The sequence below is a fragment of the Pseudomonas sp. GW821-FHT12A04 genome (genome assembly GCF_058807755.1).
Window position 1 is genome coordinate 104,285 of the sequence record NZ_JBXAQZ010000016.1, and the last position, 19,101, is coordinate 123,385.

Sequence of the window (19,101 nt, forward strand, 5' to 3'; positions counted from 1 at the left end):
TCCGTTTTGACGGGCGGGTTATCACACTTAATTTAGGTGATACGCCTCATAGGGTTGCTAGTCAACCTTCTGAGGCGTTCATATATTTGGGTTGCTGGTCAACCATATGGGTCGAATTGGAGAGCGCCCCCGTTGCCAGTCAAAGAGCCTAGCCCACAACACATCGGTCGCGAGTTGGCGAAATATCGCCGCGCACGTGGTTTGACCCAAGAGCAAGTTGGTGAGCGTCTGGACATCGGCGCCGAGGCCGTCTCGCGCTTTGAACGTGGCGTGGTCGAACTGACCGTCAACAAGCTGCTGCAATTGGCCGATATGTACGGCTGTCCCGCCGATGAGCTGCTGCTAGCCATCAGTCCTCGCCCCCAGGACCAGGGCCAGGGCCAGAGGATTGCATCGCTGATCAAGGAGCTTGGTGAAGCAGATAAAAAATTTGCCTTGGAGTTTCTGCAAACGCTGGCCACTCACCTCGCGCAAAGGAAGTAACCTTTAACCTCCATTGAACCGCCGATATGACCTCGGCGCATTCAGGTTTTCGCTGGCTCTCCCATGCCACACCGCCACCCTATCGGTACCTCACCGAGAGGGCCGACGTATGCGGCTGTTTATTTGCGAAAAACCATCTCAAGCCCGCGATATCGCCCGCGTGCTGCAGGCCACCCGGCGTCACGACGGCTGTTTCCAAGGCCAGGGGGTCACCGTCACCTGGTGCGTGGGCCATCTGCTGGAGACAGCACCACCGGAGGCTTATGGTAATTACAAACGTTGGTCGCTGGAGGACCTGCCGATCATCCCTGGCCACTGGCAGTTGGTGGTCAAACCCAAAGTCGCTAGCCAGCTGAAGGTCATCCAGCAACTGCTGCGTTCCTGCTCCGAGGTGATCATCGCCACGGACGCCGACCGTGAAGGCGAGATGATCGCCCGGGAAATCCTTGAGCGCTGTCAGTACCAAGGACCGACTCTGCGCCTGTGGCTCTCCGCCCTCGACGATGCCTCAATTCGCCGTGCATTGGGCACGCTGCGCCCGGGTGAACAGACCTTGCCGCTGTACCACTGCGCCTTGGCACGCTCACGCGCGGACTGGCTGGTGGGTATTAACCTCAGCCGGCTCTTCACCCTGCTCGGGCGCCGCGCCGGCTTCGACGGCCTGCTGCCGGTGGGGCGTGTGCAAACGCCGACGCTGCGCCTGGTAGTCCAGAGAGATCGGGCGATAGCGGGCTTTGAGCCTCAGCCGTTCTGGACCGTCGATGCGCAGCTGGAGGCCGGCGGCACTCTCTTTCAGGCGCGCTGGCAACCACCGACTGCAGCCTGTGACGAAGCCGGTCACTGCATTGACGAAGCGGTCGCACAGAGCGCGGCGCTACGCTTGTGCCAGCAGGAGACTGCCCAGATCCGCCGTATCGAGGTCGAGCGCGTGCGTGAAGGCCCTCCGCTGTCGTTCGATCTGGGCACGCTGCAGGAGATCTGCTCGGCCAAGCTTGGCCTCGGTGCCCAGGAAACCTTGGTGGTGGCCCAAGCCCTGTATGAAACCCACAAGGCAACGACCTACCCACGCACCGACTGCGGCTACCTGCCGGAAAGCATGCTGGATGAGGTGCCGCGCGTACTCCACGCCCTGGCGGCGGCCGCACCGTCACTCGGACAATGGCTGAAGGAGGCTGACCCCAGCCGACGCTCGCGGGCCTGGAACAGCAGCAAGATCACCGCCCACCACGGCATCATCCCCACTGCTGTGACGCTAGACCTGACCCAGCTCTCTGAGCGCGAGCGAGCGGTTTACACGCTGATTCGCGCCCGTTACCTCGCACAATTTCTGCCCGACCATGAGTACCTGAAAACCCAGGTGGTGTTGCACAGTTACGAAGATCAGTTGCTGGCGCGCGGCAAGCAAATCCTGGCACGCGGCTGGAAGGCGGTGATCGACGAGGCCGATGGCAACGAACCTGTAGAGCAAACCCAACGCTTGCCCACACTGCGCGAATCGGCAGCGGTGGCATTGACCGACACCACGATCAACGCGCAGCGCACGCAGCCCCCCAAGCCCTACACGGAAGGCACACTGGTCAAAGCCATGAAAACCATCGCCAACCAGGTGGAGGACTCACGACTCAAACAGAAACTCAAGGACAGCTGCGGCCTCGGGACCGAGGCCACCCGAGCGGCGATCATCCAGGGCCTGATCGATCACGGGTACCTGACCAAGAAAAAACGCAGCCTGGTCGCCTCGGCGGCGGCACACACCTTGATCGAGGCCGTGCCAGCGGAGGTCGCCGATCCGGCGCTGACCGCACTCTGGGAGCAGGCGCTTGATCGTATTGAGACGGGACAGCTGAGCGTCGAAACCTTTCTCGCCAGGCAGGCGGAATGGCTGACCCGGCTGGTGCGTGGCCACGCCTCGCTCACCTTGCAGCCACCAGCTACCAAAGGCCCGCGCTGTCCCGTGTGCCGCAGCGCCATGCGCCAACGCAAAGGCCGCACCGGCAGCTTCTGGTCGTGCACCCGCTATCCGGAGTGCAAGGGCACCAAGCCGGTCGCCAAACCCAAGTGCACCAAGCAGCCAGGCGCCTTCTGAGCGGGCATGTGTGACTTGACGGCGTACGGCAGCACTGGTGTAGTGATCAGGTCCGTCGCCGCTTGGCGTACCCAGACCGATTCGCTCCGGGCAGCTCGGTCAGACTCGAAGAGTTCGGAGCCACATTTCACTTTTTCTTCAGATTTCTCCCCAGCGTTTCAGGTCCCCAAGGTGGATGACCCGTGCGGCTTGTGTCAGGTCTCAGGGGTCATCCGCTTCGGCGACGATGCTCAGCACCGGTGCCCGCCGGCGAAACACTGGGCACCTTTTGTGCGCGGATGCGCGCCAGTTGATTTCGGCCCAGGCCACGACAAGGGTCGGTTGATCCAGGTGGATCGACAGCGGAGGTTTTGCGATGGACTCCGGTGTCACGTTACCGGGTCAAGGGTGGTCTAGCTCTTCCTAGCCTGATGACCGTCGGGCTATTTTTTCGTCACCCAGAATCCACTGAGTGCCACCCACTTCCGCCCGCCCAAGCCGCCCCCAATCCACTGTTGACGGGCGGTTGGCGCCGTTTTATAGATGAACTGCACACCGCTGTCGCTGACAGCGTTCAGGTAGCCGGAACCTTCAAGGCTACGCCCGCTTCGGGTGGTTCTCCCTCAGTGCGATCAGCGCTCGGCAGCTCGCACGATCACCTGTCGGTGATGAGCGCCCTTCTACCGACCACGCTTTCTTTGCACCTCCCCCTTGCGGAACTCACCAGCCGCCAGGGCCGGTGGATATCCGCGCTTCTGCTGAACAGGAGTTCCACCATGACGACTGCAAGCAATAATGCTCCCACCACTTACTTCAACCTGCACACCCAAGGCATTGGTTACTTGAACCGCGTTCGCGAAGTCCCTGTACGTCGCGGGCAACCGTTCATGGCCTGTGACATTGCCGCCTTGCACGGGGCCTCGGACGACGTCGAGTACACCCGCTTCGACTGCAAGGTCGCCAGCGGTGAAGCCGAACGGCTGATCCGTGAACACCTGGAAGACGTGCGTGCTGAACGTAAGGTCCTGATCGCGTTTCGCATTGGCGACCTTTGGGTTGACCCCTTTCTTTACGAAAAAGGCGAGCGTAAAGGCCAACCCGGTGCCAGCCTCAAAGGCCGGCTGATCTTCATCGAGTGGATCAAGGTCGATGGCCAGTTCAGCTACCGAGCACCTGCTCGCACCGACTCCCCTGCCGCTATCGACGCTGCAGCGGAATCGGACCAAGCCGACACCGTCGTCGAACAGCACCAACCCGCCTCTGCCCCCGCGCGCAATTCCACCGCAGCAGGTCAGCCTGCCTGAGGCACATTGACCGCCACCAACAGGCGCTCCCACGCGCCTGTTATCCACCCACGTCGGAGGCCGTCATGGAAAGTTTCTGGCTCTGCGAGGAATGCCTGCAAGCGGTCGCGTATGACGATTTCAGCGCTCTTTCGCTGTACTACAGCGAGGCTGAAATCGAGCAACGTATCGTGCACCTGCGCACCGAACTGCAGGCCCTGATGCCACTGAGCGCCGATTTCGATCCGCAGACCGGCGCCGGCATCGAGTCCTTTTCCACCCGAGCGTGCGAGGGATGCCAAAGCCCGCTACACGGTGCGCGTCATCGCTTCACGCGTCTGTGAATCATGCACTTCACCAGCCTGGGGCAGTCCCCCAGGGGGCGCTCCATCTCCCACGAGAAATTGCCCATGAACACTGCCCTGAACCTGGTCGACGCGCTCGACCCGGCATTGGCCCAACGCGCCCATGAGGATGCACTGATCACCGAAGCCCTGCAGTTGCTGGATCAACGTTACTTCCAGCGCGGCGAACTGCTGTTGACCCCCTCCGACGCTGCAGCCTACCTGAAACTGCGGCTCGCCCCTTACCAACACGAGGTGTTCGCGCTGCTTTGCCTGGACTCACGCCATCGCGTGCTGAGCTTTGACGAACTGTTCACCGGCAGCATCGACGGCGCCTCCGTCTATCCACGCGAGGTCGTGATCAAGGCGCTGGAGCACAACGCCGCCGCCGTGATCTTCAGTCATAACCACCCTTCCGGTTGCCCGGAACCGAGCTCCGCCGACCGGGTGCTCACAGGACGCCTGACCGAGGCCTTGGCCCTGGTTGAGGTGCGCGTCCTGGACCACACCATCATCGGCGAAGGCACCCCGCTTTCGCTCGCCGAAAATGACTGGATCTGACAGCCCATCCCTGCCCAGGAGGTCACCGCCAGTTCGGGGTGGCCTCTGCGCCTCTGGAGAACCATCATGCCCCCATCCTTTCGCAATCCCTTCCTTCGCGGTTTCCGCGACCTGAGCTACGAACGCGTCGTCCAAATCAGCTAGGCCGACAATTGTCCACCCTGCTACCGCCCTCTGCACCGGGCGCAAATCCAACTGCCCAATGAGGCCATCAATTTCCAACCCTGCCTGTTTGATGACAACTGCGCGGTCATCACCGACGGCCGAAGCGTGCCCAGATTTTTCCGCATGCGCTGCCCGGACGCCGGCCTGGGGAGTAGCGTGATCTACCAGACCATCGGCCATCACCTTGGATGCCCGATGCATCTTGGTGACCTCCCCAGCGAAGAGGCAGCACGGACCCTGATCGAATTGTTGTCCTTTTCCACGTGACACTACAGCCGCAGTTGGGAGATCAGCTCTGCCCACCTGCCAACGACGGAATTCGAGTACCTGCAAGAGCGAGCTTGGCACCCTTCACCGACAGGCTTCTTCGAGTGCTTCGAACTCAGCAGCAGCCATGCCGTGGGGTGCAAGCTGTACTCGACCCCCTGGAGCATGGAGGCCGAAGGGCACTGCGGCTGCAGCGCCAGCGAAGTCAGCACCCGCATGCGCGATGACGATGTCCCGCCCGTGTTGTACAGCTGTTGCTGCTGGCAGGTCACGCCGACACCCGCTTGCTGATCTTTGACCCCGACGCAGCGCCACTCCCGGAGTTGCCCGTATTCACTGAAGACTGACCCAAGGCGCCCCACAGGGCGCCTTTTTCATGAGTGCTTCACGGTAATCCGGAAGGCCAGATTCGGTTTTTCGGTAGGAGCGCGGCTCGCACTTTCACCAAGGTATCGTCAACTTCTGTCGAGACCCGGACATGCATACCCCCACACTCTCCACCCTCGGACTGATGATCGCGTTGGCCGGCTGCAACACGTCGCCACCGGCGCCCGCCCCAGCAGCGCCATCAATATCGCCGGCCTCACTGCAGAAGCAGAAACCCACGCTACCTTTATGGGTCCGCCAGGACCGATACACCCTGGCTAATACACAGCCGACCCTGGAGCAGCGCCAACCGTTGTATCAGCTCATCAACGTGCAGATCGCTCCTGCTCTGCACGCGAATGTCGGTGAGGCACTGCGACACGTGCTGCAACGGTCGGGCTACTCACTCTGCCCCGACAGCGCAGCGGTGGATCGGTTGTTCAGCCGCCCCCTGCCCGCCGTGCACCACCAACTCGGACCGATTTCGCTGCTGGACGCCTTGACCATCATCGGCGGACCGGCCTGGAGGATCAACATCGACCCGGTCGACCGGACCGTCTGCTATACCCTTCGCTCGCCACAGCCCCAACCGCCACTCTCGACATCGGAGATCGCGCCATGAAAGTCCACCGCTTTCAGGCTCTGTTGATCGGCGGCCTGTGCCTGGGCGCCGCCGTGCTTGCTGGCGAAACGTACAACCAACACCAGCAATTGGCCGAACTCCAGGCCGCAGCCCGCAGTGCCCCTGCCGACCCGGCTCCCGCGTTGCGGCGCGACGTCGATGCGCTCGGCAATACCCTCGCGACACTGCAACCGCAGGTGGCGGCGCTGGGAGACGCGCAAGGTCAGCACGCTTCGGCGCAGACGACGCTCAGCCAGCAGTTGGATGAGATGGCCGCGTCGCTTAAGGCCGTTCAAGCGGCACCGAGTGGGGCAAGCAGCGCCGACTTCAGTGCACTGGAACAGAGGCTTGGCAGGACAGAAATTGCGCTTGAGACCCTGTCGGCACGAGCCTCCGTGCCAGCGGCCGACACACGACCGGCGGCGCCCGTGGGCCAGAAAGCCAAGGCCAAAGCCCCGGCGCCTCCGTTGACGCTGCTGGGTATCGAGACCCGAGGCGTGGTGAGGTTCGTTGCTACCCTGCCCACCGGTGCCCACTCGCTGTCGACCGTGCACCTGCTGCAGCCCGGCGACAGCCTGAACGGTTGGCAGCTGCGCACGATCCGCGAGGACGAGGTCGTGTTCCACGTCCCCGGCCATGGCGATCGCACACTGCCCCTGCCGTGAAGAGGTGCTTATGCTTCGACTCTCCGTCCTCTCGCTGATCCTGCTCCCCACCTGCCTGCTGGCAGAGCCAAGATGGAGTGCACCGAACATGCTCGGCTCAGACCAGCAGTACAGCGAGCAGGCGCCGCTGGATCGGCAGCCTTCGGTCGCGAAGCAGGCCAAAGTTTGGGGGCTAACGGATGACGAATGGACCAAGTTCGAGCAACTGCAGGCCGGGCCCCGCCACTACTGGTCGCCGCAGCTCGACCCTCTCACCACCCTGGGCGTGGAGGCCGACTCTGAGCAGGAGCGGCAACGCTACGCCGAACTGCAGGTTCGCCTCGAAGCCAAACGCGCAGAACGCGAGCTGGCTTACCAGAAAGCCTACACCGCCGCCTGGGCACGACTGTTCCCCGGAATACTGCCGGTACAGGGTCTGGCCGATGAGTCCGCTATGGCAAGCAACACCCGCTATGCCCTGTTCGTGGAAGAACGCTGCCCGGCCTGCGCGAGCAATACCCAGCAGTGGCTCCGTGCCGGTGCCCGCCTGGACGTGTACCTGGTGGGCAGCCAGGGTGACGACGCGAATCTCCGAAACTGGGCGCATGACGCAGGCATTACTCCAGCCCAGGTTAGCAGCGGCCAGGTCACCCTAAACCACGACCGCGGCCGATGGTTCGCCCTAGGCGCCACCCGACCGTTGCCGGTGCGCTTTCAGCAGGTGGATGGAAAATGGCAGCGCATCGACTGATCCTCGCGCTGGCCTTGACCGGCGCGACCGTGGTCCAGGCGGACGCTCTACCTCCGCCCGCGTACCAGTTGGCCGCCGCGCGGGCCGGCATCCCCGCCTCGGTGCTGTTCGCCATCGCCCTGCAGGAGAGCGGCACCCCGCTACACGGTCGTCTCATGCCCTGGCCTTGGACCTTAAATGTCGCGGGCACACCGCAGCGTTTTGCCAGTCGCGATGAGGCCTGTGCTGCGCTCAGGCTAGAACTCACACGTCATGACCCCAAGCGCATCGATGTCGGTCTGGGACAGACCAACCTGGGCTACCACCCGGACCGCTACCCCAGCGCCTGCAATGCACTCGATCCACGGGCAAACTTGGCCGTCACCGCCGAGCTGCTGCGTGCGTACTATGCCGATGTGGGTGACTGGGTCGTGGCTGCTGGTCGCTATCACCGTCCAGCCGGCGGCGCGCCCGCGGCGCGCTACCGCACACAGTTCAGTCGGCACTGGCAGCGCATCCAAGCGATCGCGTTCCTTCGCGGAGGGTCACAGCCATGAGCTTCTCGCGCTTGGTGGCACTGGCCATCTGTACGTGGCTGTCGCTAACCGTGATCGCGTCTCCCACCAAGCCCCTCGATCCACGCGCGCTGAATTGGATGCTGCCGGTGCACAGCGCGCGCCTCACGCTGGGAGCAGTGCCGCCTAGAAAGTTGGACCTGCCAGGCATAACGCCGCTGTTCCTGGTCGGGCAGGATCCAGCCTCCCTGGCCTGGTTGTCGCAGCATGCGCAGGCCCTGCAGGACCTGGGCGCCAGCGGGCTAGCTGTCGAGGTCGCCGACGCCCAGACGTTGCGCCGCATCCAGGCAGCAGCCCCTGGACTGAACATCTGGCCGGTGAGTGGCGACGACATCGCCGAGCGGCTGGAGCTGGAACACTACCCAGTGCTCATCACGCCCACCGGCTTGGAACAGTGAGGGAGGATCATGGGCGAACATGCGATGGAATCCCTGCTGCGCCCTGCAGTGGAGCTGTACACAGTGGGCATCTGCGCCGGTGCCGGCGTCCTGTGCCTGCACTCGCCCTGGGCGGTGGCGCTGTCGCCCGATGTGGGTATGGTCATGGCCCTGGCCTACATCGCCCTCGGACTCAAACGGCTTAACGAGGCCCGGATCGTTCTGCGCTATCGGCGCAACATTCGTCGCCTGCCGCGCTACTCGCTGACCAGTCGACAGATTCCGGTGAGCCGCAAGCGTCTGTTCATGGGGCGTGGCTTTCGCTGGAGTCGCCTGCATACCCAGCGCCTGCTCGAGGCTCAGGACCCGGCTCTGGCCTGCTATGTGAACCAGTCGGTTGCCTATCAGTGGGCCAGGCGCCTGGAATGTCTGCTGGAAAAGGCGCCTTCAGGGCTCTCGCTGTTGCCCCGCCTCACCGCCTGGGACAATCCACTCAATCCGGTACGCCCGCTGCCACCGGTTGGGGGCTCGCCGCTGCTGCACGGCGTCGAGCCGAGTGAGCAGGAAGCCACCTTGCCGCTGAGTGAGCGTGTTGGGCACACCTTGGTACTGGGCACCACCCGGGTCGGCAAGACGCGCCTGGCGGAGGTCTATATTACCCAGGACATCCACCGTCCAACCCAAGAGGTGGTGATTGTCTTCGACCCCAAGGGCGACGCCGACCTCCTTAAGCGCATGTACGTGGAGGCACTGCGCGCCGGCCGCGAGCACGAATTCTACGTCTTTCACCTCGGGTGGCCGGAAATCTCCGCACGCTACAACGCCATCGGCCGCTTCGGTCGCATCTCGGAAGTTGCTACCCGTATCGCCGGACAGTTAAGCGGCGAAGGCAACTCCGCAGCGTTTCGCGAGTTCGCTTGGCGTTTTGTGAACATCATTGCCCGGGCTCTGATCGAACTGGGCCGGCGTCCGGACTACCTGCAGATCCAGCGCCATGTGGTGAACATCGACGCACTGTTCATCGAATACGCCCAACATTTTTTCGCCCACCACGACGCGCAGGCCTGGGAAGCGATCGTGCAAATCGAGGGTCGCCTCAACGAGAAGAATGTGCCGCGGCATATGATCGGCCGGGAAAAGCGCGTGGTCGCCATCGAGCAGTACCTGGCTGCAAAGCGCATCTTTGACCCGGTGATGGATGGTCTGCGCTCGGCCGTGCGTTATGACCGCACCTACTTCGACAAGATCGTCGCCTCCCTGCTGCCCCTGTTGGAAAAGCTCACCAGTGGCAAGACGGCACAACTGCTGGCCCCCAACTACGCCGACCTGGACGATCCGCGGCCGATCTTCGATTGGCTGCAGATCATCCGCAAACGCGGCATCGTCTATGTCGGCCTGGATGCTCTGTCTGACGCCGAAGTCGCCGCAGCCGTCGGTAATTCAATGTTCGCCGACCTGGTCTCCGTCGCGGGCCATATCTACAAGCACGGTATCGACCACGGCCTGCCGGACTCCTCCAGCGCGGCGAACAAGGTGCCGATAAACCTGCACGCCGACGAGTTTAACGAGCTGATGGGCGATGAATTTATCCCGTTGATCAATAAGGGCGGTGGTGCCGGTATACAGGTTACTGCCTACACCCAGACCTTGAGTGACATTGAGGCGCGCATCGGCAGCCGGGCCAAAGCCGGCCAGGTCATCGGCAACTTCAACACTCTGCAAATGCTCCGTGTACGGGAAACCGCGACCGCGGAACTGCTGACCAATCAACTGCCGAAGGTCAACGTGCAGACACGGACTTTGGTCTCTGGCGCGACGGACACTGCGGATCCCGAGGCCCGTACGGACTTCACGTCCTCCTCTCAGGACCGTGTCACCACCGCCGCGGTGCCGCTGATCGAACCCGCACACATCATCGCCCTACCCAAGGGACAGATGTTTTCATTCCAGGAAGGCGGCCAACTGTGGAAGGTGCGCATGCCGCTGCCCACACCGGCCAGCGACGATGCGATGCCGGCGGATCTACAGACCCTGGCCGCGTGCATGCGCGACTCGTACAACGCCAACGCGGGTAATTGGTGGACCAGCGCAGGAGGTGCGCCGACAGTCGACTTCGATCCCGAGATGCCACCGCCTGGGCGTAGACATGCATCGTAAGCGCCTCGGCAGCAACCGAACACTGCGGAGCCCATATGCCTACTCCTCAGACCAGCCCACCGCCTGCACCACCACGTCCGGGACTCATATTCGGCACGGTCGAGCTGTGCCTACGGCTACTCGGACTGCTGTTCACTTCGCTGCTGTTCTCCGTCGTGCTGGAGTTCGTGGGTCTGTTGTGGTTCTGGCCGGAACAGGGCTGGCATCACAGCCATGCCATGTGGCTGAGTGAGCTGGGCTGGTTGAGCGGCCACTTCAAGAATTCCCTGCTCGTGCAAGAACCGGCGCAAGCGACTGCTAAGGTTCTTCAGCACCTCAACGAATGGGTCGTGGTCCGCTCCGGATGGGTACAATCCGACGCCCAACTGAAGCTACTCAGTCGAGAGGCGACACTGCAGGGGCAGTTTGCCCAAGCCTACGTTGTGCTCCAGGACTACTTGCTGGCAGCCTTGTTCACGGTCTTCACTTTCGTGGTTCGCCTAGCCGTCCTCACCTTGGCCACGCCCCTGTTCCTGCTTGCCGTGATCACCGGTGCTGTCGATGGCTTGATGCGCCGCGACCTTCGCAAGTTCGGGGCGGACCGGGAAAGCAGCTTTGTCTACCACCGAGCGAAGCGGACATTGCTGCCACTGATGGTCAGCCCCTGGGTTATCTATCTTTCGCTGCCATGGTCGCTCAATCCGAACTGGGTGCTGCTCCCATGCGCTACGCTACTCGGCTGCATGGTCGCCATTACAGCTGCGACTTTCAAAAAATATCTCTGATCACTCACCTTTTACCTCTAAAAGCTGGCGAAATAGTGCATTTGAGGTTTGCAGTGTCCAGCGCACAGTTACGCACAGAAAAATTCGCATTCCGGTCAATTAGCTGGCCTGTTTATTATCTCCTGCGGACTGGTTTTCCTCGAAACCTATCTATCAAGCCCCCTGTAAATCGATAGCCCAACAATCCATTAAGGTCATGTCAACACCTGCCTAATACATCAAGGTGAATGCCAGATTCTCGGCTGGATTTCGCCATGATCTCTTCACGCTATTCGCTGCTGCTTGCTTGCTTTGTGACGCTATCTGCCGCTGCACAGGATGCTCGCGAGCGTTCGGACCTAGGCCTTATGCAGCGGCAAATCACTGTCATCGAGCAGTTAGCCGACCGCGCGCGCATTAGCCAGGTCGATGTCGAAACGTCTCGGTATCACTTCGACTACCCGAGGTTCGTAGCAGACCTCGAGCATATGCGCCGTGGCATCAGCAAGTACCTGTTGCCCTCCCGAGCGCAGCCGACCGATCTAGTCGAGCTGACCAGTGACTATCGCGCTGACGCGCCTCACCCGAGTTCTCCCGATGAGCATGACTGACGCGCAACTTACCGCGTACTCCGCAGTGGCTGGGTTTACCCCCCAACTCAGTTCGGTGCTGTGGCGCTCCTCGGTTCTGGTGCTGGCGTTGCTCTGGTGCACCTGGGCGCTGTGGACCGGCTACCGCGGCTGGGCGGCCGGCAACACTAATTTCGGCGCGCTTGGCGGCAGCACTTTGCGCCTCGCCCTCGTCTTGATCGTGCTGATGTTTTTCATGCTGTCGTAAATCAGGAGACCTTGCCATGAACTTCTCCCGTAGTTGCCACCGCCCGCTCGCCCTGCTGCGGGATTGCTGTTCGAAAGCCCTGCTCGGCGGCCTGGTTCTGCTGAGTTCGACGCTCGCCTGGGCTGACTTGCCGACCATGGAAGCACCCTCCCGCGGCGAAGGTTCGGGGCTGATCGATACCATCAAGAACTACGCCTACGACGGCGGCATTCTGCTTGGGCTGCTGATCGCCACTCTTGCGTTCCTGGGCGTGGCCTGGCATTCGCTTACCGTCTACGCCGACGTGCAGAACCAGCGCAAAACCTGGAAAGACCTCGGTGCAGTGGTCGGTGTCGGCGCACTGCTGGTGGTCGTGATCCTGTGGTTTCTGACCAAAGCCGCCACGATTCTGTGAGGTCACCATGTCCGCCCCCCCTACCACCCTGCCTGACGGCACGTTGACCTTCCTGCCGGAGCGCCTCAACCGTGACCCGGCCGTCCTCCGTGGCCTCACCAACGACGAGATGTGGGTCGCGCTGATCATCGGCGCCACGCTGGGCGTGATCCTCGGTGCGCCGCTGGCGGTAGCCACCGCCTCCATCGCCACCCTCCCCACCTGCATGTTCCTGTGCATGACGTTGGTATTGCTCGGCGGCGGCAAACTGCTGCGCCGGGCCAAGCGTGCCCGCCCCGAAACCTGGCTGTACCGGCGCTTGCAGTGGCAACTGGCGGTGAACTGGGGCATCGGTACCAGCCAACTGATCCTGCATTCCGGCCCCTGGACCGTCCGGCGTACGCGCCGGCATGTGAGGGCCGCCACATGAGCCGCTTCCGCAATAAGGTGGACGCGCAGCTGGCGCATATCCTCAGCCTGCGTCTGGTCGTGGCGATCCTGGCGTTATTGTGCACGGGGTTCTGGTACGGCTGGCAGACTGCACCCTCTGAGCTGACCATACACGTGCCGCCCGACCTGCGCTCCGGCAGTACACGAAAGTGGTGGGACGTACCGCCCGAAAACATTTATGCCTTCGCCCTGTACATCTTCGGCCAGCTCAACCGCTGGCCCACCGACGGCGAGATCGACTATCACCGCGCGATTTTCGCCCTGCAGCCCTACCTCACCCCGGCGTGCAAATCCTTCTTCGACGGCGACTTCGAGTACCGCAAGGCAGCAGGCGAACTGCGCGGCCGAGTGCGCGGTGTGTACGAGGTGCTGGGCCGTGGCTACAGCGACGATCCGAACCTGCGAGTGAAGCAGCTGGATAAGCACAGCTGGCTGGTCAAGCTCGACCTCAATGCCGACGAATACTACGCCGCCGAGCCGGTGAAACGTGTGGTGGTGCGCTATCCGCTGCGGGTGGTGCGCTTCGACGTCGACCCCGAACACAACAAGTGGGGCCTGGCTCTGGACTGCTACGAAGGCACACCGCAGAAGCTGACGCTGCCTGGAGGTGCATCATGATGCGTGTCTTGATCCTGATACTGGTGACCGCCGCCGGCTGGTGCGCAGCCGCGGGCGCCGTCGAGGTCAAGTACTGGGACCGCCTGCCGTTGGCCGTCCCGCTTACGGTGGGTCAGGAGCGCATCCTGATGCTGGATGAGGATGTCCGGGTCGGGCTGCCAAGTGCGATCGCCAGCAAGTTGCGCGTACAGTCCAGTGGTGGGACGGTCTACCTGCGCGCCGCGGAAGCCCTTCCCCCTACCCGACTGCAACTGCAGTCGGTGAAGTCTGGGGACATCATCCTGATCGACATAGAAGCACTCGATGGCAGTGAGTCGCTGGAGCCAGTCAAGATCGTCGCCCAGGCCCAGACGCCGGATGTGGAAACCGCGCAGGGTTCAGCACCTGCAGCGACCCCGGTACCAGTGGTGCTCACCCGCTATGCGGCGCAGAACCTGTATGCGCCTCTGCGTACGGTGGCGCCACTGCCGGGTGTGCGTCGGCTACCAATGAGCGACTCCACCGCCTTCAGCACATTGCTGCCTACCGAACGGGTTTCGATCAAGGGGCTCGCGGCTTGGCGACTGGGTGACTACTGGGTGACTGCAGTGAAGATCGTGAATCGCGGACCCGGCAAGGTCTCGCTGGACCCGCGACATCTGCAGGCCACGCTGTACGCGGCGACGTTCCAGCACGCGCATCTCGGTCACGCCGGCACACCCGAAGACACCACCGTGGCCTACCTCGTCACCCGCGGTGGCGACCTGAAGCACGCGTTGCTGCTGCCCCCGCCAACGCCGGAGGCTGCCAATCATGAAAGCTAACAGCCTGCTGAAGTGGCTGGTACCCGGCGTCCTGTTGGGCATCGCGCTGATCATTCTCAGATCCTGGATAGCTGCGCCGGACGGCCAGTCTACCAATGCCCCAGAAAAGGCGGCGCTCAGCCCGGAACAGGCAAAAGCCCTGGGCATCGCTGGCGACACCCCGCGCGACACCGTGGCCACACTGATCGGACAGGTCAAGGCCATGCGCAGCGAGATGCAGACTCTGAAGAAAGGCAACGATGCGCTGCAGACCGAAAACACCCGGCTACGCACACGCGAAGGCAATATCGACAGCCGCATCCAGAGCACGTTGAGCAGTGTTACCCAGCAGGCCTCCGAACAACGGCAGCAGTCTAACGATGCCCGGCAGAAGGCCGAGCAGCAGCACCGCGAGACCCAGGGACTGTTGTCCAGGCTCAAGGACCAGCTCACCGGCAAGCCGGCAGCGAAGTCGGATGTGCCGGTGGGCTTTGGCCTTGAGCCGGGTGACGAGCAGCAATTTTCAGGCGCTCAGCCACCGGCTGACGCGGTGCAGTGGATTGAATCGTCGAACGCGCGCGCCAGCCAAGAAGACACCACGAAAGCCGGTGGTCCGCTGACGACACTCACCTCGAAATTCAAGGACCTGCACGGTCTGGACAACAACGCGATCGACCGTAGCCAGGATCACTTGCGTGCCGTTGCCAAGGGCGAGCGCGACTTGAAAAGCGACCACGACCGCACCGAAGAGACCAGGTCCGTCTACACCGTCCCCGAAAACTCGACCTTAATGGGTTCCATCGCCATGACCGCCCTGATTGGCCGGGTGCCGGTGGATGGCACGGTGAACGACCCCTATCCGTTCAAGGTGCTGGTGGGACCAGACAACCTCACCGCCAACGGCATCGACCTGCCCGAAGTGGTCGGTGCGGTCATGAGCGGCACCGCCGCGGGCGACTGGACGTTGTCTTGTGTGCGCGGCCAGGTCGAGTCGATCACGTTTGTCTTCAGTGACGGCACCGTCCGCACGGTGCCGCAGCCGCAAAAAGTCGTCAGCCGTAATCGCAGTAGCGCCCAGACATCGGACACCGAGAAGATCCACGGTGGCTTGGGCTACATCTCCGACCCCTACGGCATCCCGTGCATCTCCGGCGAACGCCGCTCCAACGCCCAGCAGTACCTGGGGAGCCAGAGCCTGATCACTGCGGCCGGTGCCGGCTTCGCCGCGGCCCTGGGCAGTGAGCAGACCAATACCTCATTCATCAACTCGGCCAGCGGCAACCTGGGCCTGACCCAGAACAGCGGCAACAGCGCGTTGAACTCGGTCATCAGCGGTGGCATTGGCGACATCCGTGACTGGATCAACAAGCTCTACGGTGAAGCCTTTGCGGCCATTTACGTCCCACCCGGGGCCAAGGTGGCCTTGCACCTGGACCATGAAATCAGCATCGACTACGAACCCAAAGGCCGGAGAGTGAATCATGAAAACCCATCCATTTCGGTACTGGATCTGGATTAGCCTGCTGCTCAGCCTGCACCTGGCCGGTTGCTCCACCAGCAAAGATGAAATGCTGCCTCATGGCGATCAAACCATGCTGGACATCTGGAACGGCAGTGGCTCGGTCGGCACTCAGCAACAGCTGCAGGAAGCCCGCGGCGAACTGCGCAGGCCGGTGCTCGATCCGGAGCGGCTGATCAGCGATCAGAGTGCTTACACGCGCACGGCCGCCAACGAGATCCGCAACCAGTTCCCGCGCCTGCCCAACCCCGACCTGGTGATGTACGTCTACCCGCACCTGACCGGCACCCAGCAGACGCCGGTGCCTGGCTACTCGACCGTGTTCCCGCTGTACGAGAAGGTCCAGTACGCGCTGCCCGGCGAGCGCCTGGAAGACCTGTGATGGTCGATGACACGAGTCGCGAGCCCTCGCGTTGGAAGCCCTGGCGCGCAGCGCAACATCGGCGCGCCACCCTTGCCGATGAGGCTGCCCAGTACGCTAACAATCCCAGTTTCACCGACCACTTGCCCTGGGTCGAATACCTCGAGGACGAGCAGTGTTTTCTCCTCGATGACAATCGCTCGGTGGGCGCCGTGTTTGAGCTGCAGCCGATCGGCACTGAGGGCCGTGAGCCCGAGTGGCTGATGGCGGCGCGCGACGCCCTGGAAGACGCACTGCAGGACAGCTTCGACGAGCTCGACCAGGCGCCCTGGGTGGTGCAGTTCTTCTGCCAGGACGACAGTGACTTTTCCCCGTACCTCGAACGCCTGGAGCACTACATCGCGCCGCGGGCACGAGGCACGCCGTTCACCGAGGCCTTTCTCGCGTCGATGCAACGTCACCTCGACGCCATCGCCAAACCGGGCGGACTGTTCGACGACCATATCGTCTCTCACCTGCCCTGGCGCGGCAGCAATCGGCGGATTCGGCTAGTGGTCTATCGCTGGCTGGGGGATCAAGGTGACGACGATACGCAGAGCCCGGCTCAACTGTTGAGCCGGACGTGTGACCGTCTGGTGGCCTCGTTGCAGGCCTGCGGGGTCAGCCCGCGGCGTCTGACCGGGCTCGACTTCTACACCTGGTTGTTGCCCTGGTTCAACCCGGCCCCTGCCCTCACCGGCGAATCACCCGCAGCGTTTTATCGTCAAGTGCCCTACCCCGAGGAGGATGACGGCGATGGACTGCCGCTGCCGTTCGACCACAATTTTGCCGAGCGACTGTTCTTTCAGGAGCCACGCTCGGATAGCGACCAGGGCCTGTGGTACTTCGATCAGCAACCGCATGCCGTGATGGTGGTCGACAAGCTGCGCAGACCGCCCCATATCGGTCAGCTGACCGGCGAAACGCGTAAGGGCGAGGCATTGAACGCCTTGTTCGATCAGTTACCCGAGCAGGCCGTCATGTGTTTGACCTTGGTCATCACGCCTCAGGATGTGCTCGAGGAGCAGCTCAACCGATTGGCGCGCAAAGCCATCGGCGAGAACCTCGCCTCGACCCAAACCCGCCAGGACGTGGAAGAGGCCCGCGCACTGATCGGCCGACAGCACAAGCTGTACCGCGGCACCTTGGCGCTGTACCTGCGCGGTGCCGATGAACAGCAACTGCGCCAGTGCTCGACCCAGGCCGCCAACGTGCTGCTCGGCGCCGGCCTGCAGCCGGTGCGCGAGGGCGACGAAGTCGCGGCGTGCAACAGCTACCTGCGCTGGTTGCCCATGGCCTACAACCCGGCTCGAGACACGCGCAACTGGTACACCCGACTACTGTTTGCTCAGCATGTCGCCAACTTGCTGCCCCTGTGGGGACGCAGCATCGGCACCGGCAATCCGGGCCTCACTTTTTTCAACCGTGGTGGTGCGCCGCTGTCGTTCGACCCGCTGTCGCGTTTCGACCGTTCCATGAATGGCCACCTGCTGTTATTCGGACCGACCGGCGCCGGCAAGTCGGCCACCTTGGTTTCGATATTGATGCAGGTCATGGCCGTGTATCGACCGCGGCTGTTCATTGTCGAAGCGGGTAATTCCTTCGGTTTGCAGGGCGACTACTTCGCCACCCTTGGGCTGTCCGTCAACAAGGTTCAGCTCAAACCCGGCAGTGGCTTGAGTTTGGCGCCTTTCGCCGATGCTCGCCGTCTGATCGAACAGCCAGATCAGGTGGCCAGCCTGTCGACCGAGGACCTGGATGAAACCGTGACGGACAGTGATGAGCAACGCGACGTGCTGGGCGAGCTGGAAATCACTGCCCGCCTGATGATCACCGGCGGCGAAGCCAAGGAAGAAGCGCGGTTGACTCGGGCAGACCGCAGCCTGATTCGCGAGTGCATCTTGGATGCCGCCAGACACTGCGCGGCCACCGAACAGCAGGTCATGACACGCCACGTTCGCGACGCGCTACGCCAGGTCGCCAGCGATACCCATCTGCCCGACAAGCGCCGCGAGCGGGCGCAGGAAATGGCCGAGTCCATCGACCTGTTCTGTCAGGGTTTCGAGGGCGCTCTCTTCGACCGGCCAGGCACGCCCTGGCCAGAAAGCGATGTGACGATCGTCGACCTCGCCACCTATGCCCGTGAGAGCTACGAGGCGCAGATGTCGATCAGCTACATCAGCCTGATGAACACGGTGAACAACCTCGCCGAACGCGACCAGTACCTGGGTCGTCCGATCATCATGGTCACCGACGAAGGCCACATCATCACCAAGAACCCGCTACTGGCACCCTTTGTGGTCAAGGGCACCAAGATGTGGCGCAAGCTCGGCGCGTGGTTCTGGATGGCGACGCAGAACCTGGCCGACTTCCCCGATGCAGCGCGAACCATGCTCAACATGATCGAGTGGTGGATCTGCCTGAACATGCCGCCGGCAGAAATCGAAGAGATCGCCCGCTTCAAAAAGCTCACACCCGCTCAGAAGGCCCTGCTGCTTTCCGCAAGCAAGGCCTCGGGCAAATACACCGAGGGCGTGGTCCTGTCGAAGAACCTGGAGACGTTGTTTCGCGCGGTGCCGCCGAGCCTGTACCTCGCCCTGGCCATGACCGAGCCGGAGGAAAAGGCCCAGCGCTGGCGACTGATGGAACAGCACCAACAGTCCGAGCTGGACGCTGCCCTCCAGGTCGCGGCGGAGATCGATCGGTTGCGCGGCATGTCGTGAACAGCCGAGCGCCGGCG

General features: G+C 62.7%; 22 protein-coding genes. All 22 read left to right on the plus strand.

The features are described from left to right. Window positions 1–132: 132 nt before the first annotated feature. The 22 genes from AC1RS8_RS23855 (at window position 133) to AC1RS8_RS23960 (ending at window position 19,084) form a co-directional block, all read left to right on the plus strand. On the plus strand, window positions 133–483 hold the full coding sequence (locus AC1RS8_RS23855; protein WP_493163753.1) for a helix-turn-helix domain-containing protein: 351 nt from the start codon (window positions 133–135) through the stop codon (window positions 481–483). Between the two features lie 109 nt (window positions 484–592). Further along, window positions 593–2,569 (plus strand): DNA topoisomerase III, encoded by a 1,977-nt coding sequence (locus tag AC1RS8_RS23860; RefSeq protein WP_493163755.1) that lies wholly within the window; start codon window positions 593–595, stop codon window positions 2,567–2,569. A gap of 755 nt (window positions 2,570–3,324) precedes the next feature. Further along, a complete protein-coding gene (locus AC1RS8_RS23865) occupies window positions 3,325–3,852 on the plus strand; it encodes an STY4534 family ICE replication protein (RefSeq protein ID WP_493163757.1) in 528 nt (175 codons plus the stop codon). Between the two features lie 65 nt (window positions 3,853–3,917). Next, a complete protein-coding gene (locus AC1RS8_RS23870) occupies window positions 3,918–4,175 on the plus strand; it encodes a hypothetical protein (RefSeq protein ID WP_493163759.1) in 258 nt (85 codons plus the stop codon). 66 nt (window positions 4,176–4,241) lie between these two features. After that, the gene (locus AC1RS8_RS23875) at window positions 4,242–4,736 is read left to right on the plus strand and encodes a JAB domain-containing protein (protein WP_493163761.1); all 495 of its coding nucleotides are present in this window, start codon (window positions 4,242–4,244) and stop codon (window positions 4,734–4,736) included. A gap of 270 nt (window positions 4,737–5,006) precedes the next feature. Next, window positions 5,007–5,168: a hypothetical protein gene (locus AC1RS8_RS23880; RefSeq protein WP_493163763.1), complete on the plus strand. Its 162-nt coding sequence runs from the start codon at window positions 5,007–5,009 to the stop codon at window positions 5,166–5,168. A 478-nt stretch (window positions 5,169–5,646) separates the two neighbouring features. Further along, complete coding sequence (gene pilL2 / locus AC1RS8_RS23885; protein WP_150752595.1) at window positions 5,647–6,156, plus strand: PFGI-1 class ICE element type IV pilus protein PilL2; 510 nt, start codon at window positions 5,647–5,649, stop codon at window positions 6,154–6,156. Next, entirely contained in the window at window positions 6,153–6,821 is a 669-nt protein-coding gene (locus tag AC1RS8_RS23890) for a hypothetical protein (RefSeq protein ID WP_493163766.1), read from the plus strand. Before pilL2 ends, AC1RS8_RS23890 begins: the two co-directional genes overlap by 4 nt. A gap of 10 nt (window positions 6,822–6,831) precedes the next feature. Further along, window positions 6,832–7,551: a TIGR03759 family integrating conjugative element protein gene (locus AC1RS8_RS23895; protein WP_493163768.1), complete on the plus strand. Its 720-nt coding sequence runs from the start codon at window positions 6,832–6,834 to the stop codon at window positions 7,549–7,551. After that, entirely contained in the window at window positions 7,533–8,087 is a 555-nt protein-coding gene (locus tag AC1RS8_RS23900; protein ID WP_493163770.1) for a lysozyme family protein, read from the plus strand. The genes AC1RS8_RS23895 and AC1RS8_RS23900 overlap by 19 nt, the downstream gene beginning before the upstream one ends. Beyond that, complete coding sequence (locus AC1RS8_RS23905; RefSeq protein WP_493163772.1) at window positions 8,084–8,503, plus strand: integrating conjugative element protein; 420 nt, start codon at window positions 8,084–8,086, stop codon at window positions 8,501–8,503. The genes AC1RS8_RS23900 and AC1RS8_RS23905 overlap by 4 nt, the downstream gene beginning before the upstream one ends. Window positions 8,504–8,512: 9 nt before the next feature. Next, entirely contained in the window at window positions 8,513–10,639 is a 2,127-nt protein-coding gene (traD, locus tag AC1RS8_RS23910) for a type IV conjugative transfer system coupling protein TraD (protein WP_493163774.1), read from the plus strand. A gap of 35 nt (window positions 10,640–10,674) precedes the next feature. After that, the gene (locus AC1RS8_RS23915; protein ID WP_493163776.1) at window positions 10,675–11,403 is read left to right on the plus strand and encodes a TIGR03747 family integrating conjugative element membrane protein; all 729 of its coding nucleotides are present in this window, start codon (window positions 10,675–10,677) and stop codon (window positions 11,401–11,403) included. Window positions 11,404–11,657: 254 nt separating this feature from the next. Next, window positions 11,658–11,993 carry an integrative conjugative element protein, RAQPRD family gene (locus tag AC1RS8_RS23920; protein WP_493163778.1) on the plus strand — a complete coding sequence of 112 codons (336 nt, stop codon included), beginning with the start codon at window positions 11,658–11,660 and terminating at the stop codon, window positions 11,991–11,993. Then, window positions 11,980–12,219, plus strand: a complete 240-nt coding sequence (locus AC1RS8_RS23925; protein ID WP_493163780.1) for a TIGR03758 family integrating conjugative element protein — start codon at window positions 11,980–11,982, stop codon at window positions 12,217–12,219. The genes AC1RS8_RS23920 and AC1RS8_RS23925 overlap by 14 nt, the downstream gene beginning before the upstream one ends. Window positions 12,220–12,235: 16 nt before the next feature. Beyond that, window positions 12,236–12,613 (plus strand): TIGR03745 family integrating conjugative element membrane protein, encoded by a 378-nt coding sequence (locus tag AC1RS8_RS23930; RefSeq protein WP_150752602.1) that lies wholly within the window; start codon window positions 12,236–12,238, stop codon window positions 12,611–12,613. 7 nt (window positions 12,614–12,620) lie between these two features. Beyond that, a complete protein-coding gene (locus tag AC1RS8_RS23935; RefSeq protein WP_493163783.1) occupies window positions 12,621–13,022 on the plus strand; it encodes a TIGR03750 family conjugal transfer protein in 402 nt (133 codons plus the stop codon). Then, complete coding sequence (locus AC1RS8_RS23940; RefSeq protein ID WP_493163788.1) at window positions 13,019–13,660, plus strand: PFL_4703 family integrating conjugative element protein; 642 nt, start codon at window positions 13,019–13,021, stop codon at window positions 13,658–13,660. The genes AC1RS8_RS23935 and AC1RS8_RS23940 overlap by 4 nt, the downstream gene beginning before the upstream one ends. Next, window positions 13,657–14,463, plus strand: a complete 807-nt coding sequence (locus AC1RS8_RS23945; protein ID WP_493163789.1) for a TIGR03749 family integrating conjugative element protein — start codon at window positions 13,657–13,659, stop codon at window positions 14,461–14,463. The genes AC1RS8_RS23940 and AC1RS8_RS23945 overlap by 4 nt, the downstream gene beginning before the upstream one ends. After that, a complete protein-coding gene (locus AC1RS8_RS23950) occupies window positions 14,453–15,961 on the plus strand; it encodes a TIGR03752 family integrating conjugative element protein (RefSeq protein ID WP_493163791.1) in 1,509 nt (502 codons plus the stop codon). The genes AC1RS8_RS23945 and AC1RS8_RS23950 overlap by 11 nt, the downstream gene beginning before the upstream one ends. After that, window positions 15,924–16,343 carry a TIGR03751 family conjugal transfer lipoprotein gene (locus tag AC1RS8_RS23955; RefSeq protein ID WP_103395148.1) on the plus strand — a complete coding sequence of 140 codons (420 nt, stop codon included), beginning with the start codon at window positions 15,924–15,926 and terminating at the stop codon, window positions 16,341–16,343. Before AC1RS8_RS23950 ends, AC1RS8_RS23955 begins: the two co-directional genes overlap by 38 nt. Beyond that, the gene (locus tag AC1RS8_RS23960) at window positions 16,343–19,084 is read left to right on the plus strand and encodes a conjugative transfer ATPase (RefSeq protein WP_493163794.1); all 2,742 of its coding nucleotides are present in this window, start codon (window positions 16,343–16,345) and stop codon (window positions 19,082–19,084) included. The genes AC1RS8_RS23955 and AC1RS8_RS23960 overlap by 1 nt, the downstream gene beginning before the upstream one ends. The last annotated feature ends 17 nt before the right edge of the window (window positions 19,085–19,101 follow it).

Coding starts and splice junctions, on each gene's coding strand:
- AC1RS8_RS23870 (WP_493163759.1), top strand. CDS start 3,918: ATGGAAAGTTTCTGGCTCTGCGAGGAATGCCTGCAAGCGGTCGCGTAT.
- AC1RS8_RS23920 (WP_493163778.1), top strand. CDS start 11,658: ATGATCTCTTCACGCTATTCGCTGCTGCTTGCTTGCTTTGTGACGCTA.
- AC1RS8_RS23955 (WP_103395148.1), top strand. CDS start 15,924: ATGAAAACCCATCCATTTCGGTACTGGATCTGGATTAGCCTGCTGCTC.
- pilL2 (WP_150752595.1), top strand. CDS start 5,647: ATGCATACCCCCACACTCTCCACCCTCGGACTGATGATCGCGTTGGCC.
- AC1RS8_RS23875 (WP_493163761.1), top strand. CDS start 4,242: ATGAACACTGCCCTGAACCTGGTCGACGCGCTCGACCCGGCATTGGCC.
- AC1RS8_RS23860 (WP_493163755.1), top strand. CDS start 593: ATGCGGCTGTTTATTTGCGAAAAACCATCTCAAGCCCGCGATATCGCC.
- AC1RS8_RS23960 (WP_493163794.1), top strand. CDS start 16,343: ATGGTCGATGACACGAGTCGCGAGCCCTCGCGTTGGAAGCCCTGGCGC.
- AC1RS8_RS23930 (WP_150752602.1), top strand. CDS start 12,236: ATGAACTTCTCCCGTAGTTGCCACCGCCCGCTCGCCCTGCTGCGGGAT.
- AC1RS8_RS23865 (WP_493163757.1), top strand. CDS start 3,325: ATGACGACTGCAAGCAATAATGCTCCCACCACTTACTTCAACCTGCAC.
- AC1RS8_RS23935 (WP_493163783.1), top strand. CDS start 12,621: ATGTCCGCCCCCCCTACCACCCTGCCTGACGGCACGTTGACCTTCCTG.
- AC1RS8_RS23905 (WP_493163772.1), top strand. CDS start 8,084: ATGAGCTTCTCGCGCTTGGTGGCACTGGCCATCTGTACGTGGCTGTCG.
- AC1RS8_RS23890 (WP_493163766.1), top strand. CDS start 6,153: ATGAAAGTCCACCGCTTTCAGGCTCTGTTGATCGGCGGCCTGTGCCTG.
- AC1RS8_RS23940 (WP_493163788.1), top strand. CDS start 13,019: ATGAGCCGCTTCCGCAATAAGGTGGACGCGCAGCTGGCGCATATCCTC.
- AC1RS8_RS23925 (WP_493163780.1), top strand. CDS start 11,980: ATGAGCATGACTGACGCGCAACTTACCGCGTACTCCGCAGTGGCTGGG.
- AC1RS8_RS23950 (WP_493163791.1), top strand. CDS start 14,453: ATGAAAGCTAACAGCCTGCTGAAGTGGCTGGTACCCGGCGTCCTGTTG.
- AC1RS8_RS23945 (WP_493163789.1), top strand. CDS start 13,657: ATGATGCGTGTCTTGATCCTGATACTGGTGACCGCCGCCGGCTGGTGC.
- traD (WP_493163774.1), top strand. CDS start 8,513: ATGGGCGAACATGCGATGGAATCCCTGCTGCGCCCTGCAGTGGAGCTG.
- AC1RS8_RS23915 (WP_493163776.1), top strand. CDS start 10,675: ATGCCTACTCCTCAGACCAGCCCACCGCCTGCACCACCACGTCCGGGA.
- AC1RS8_RS23900 (WP_493163770.1), top strand. CDS start 7,533: ATGGCAGCGCATCGACTGATCCTCGCGCTGGCCTTGACCGGCGCGACC.
- AC1RS8_RS23895 (WP_493163768.1), top strand. CDS start 6,832: ATGCTTCGACTCTCCGTCCTCTCGCTGATCCTGCTCCCCACCTGCCTG.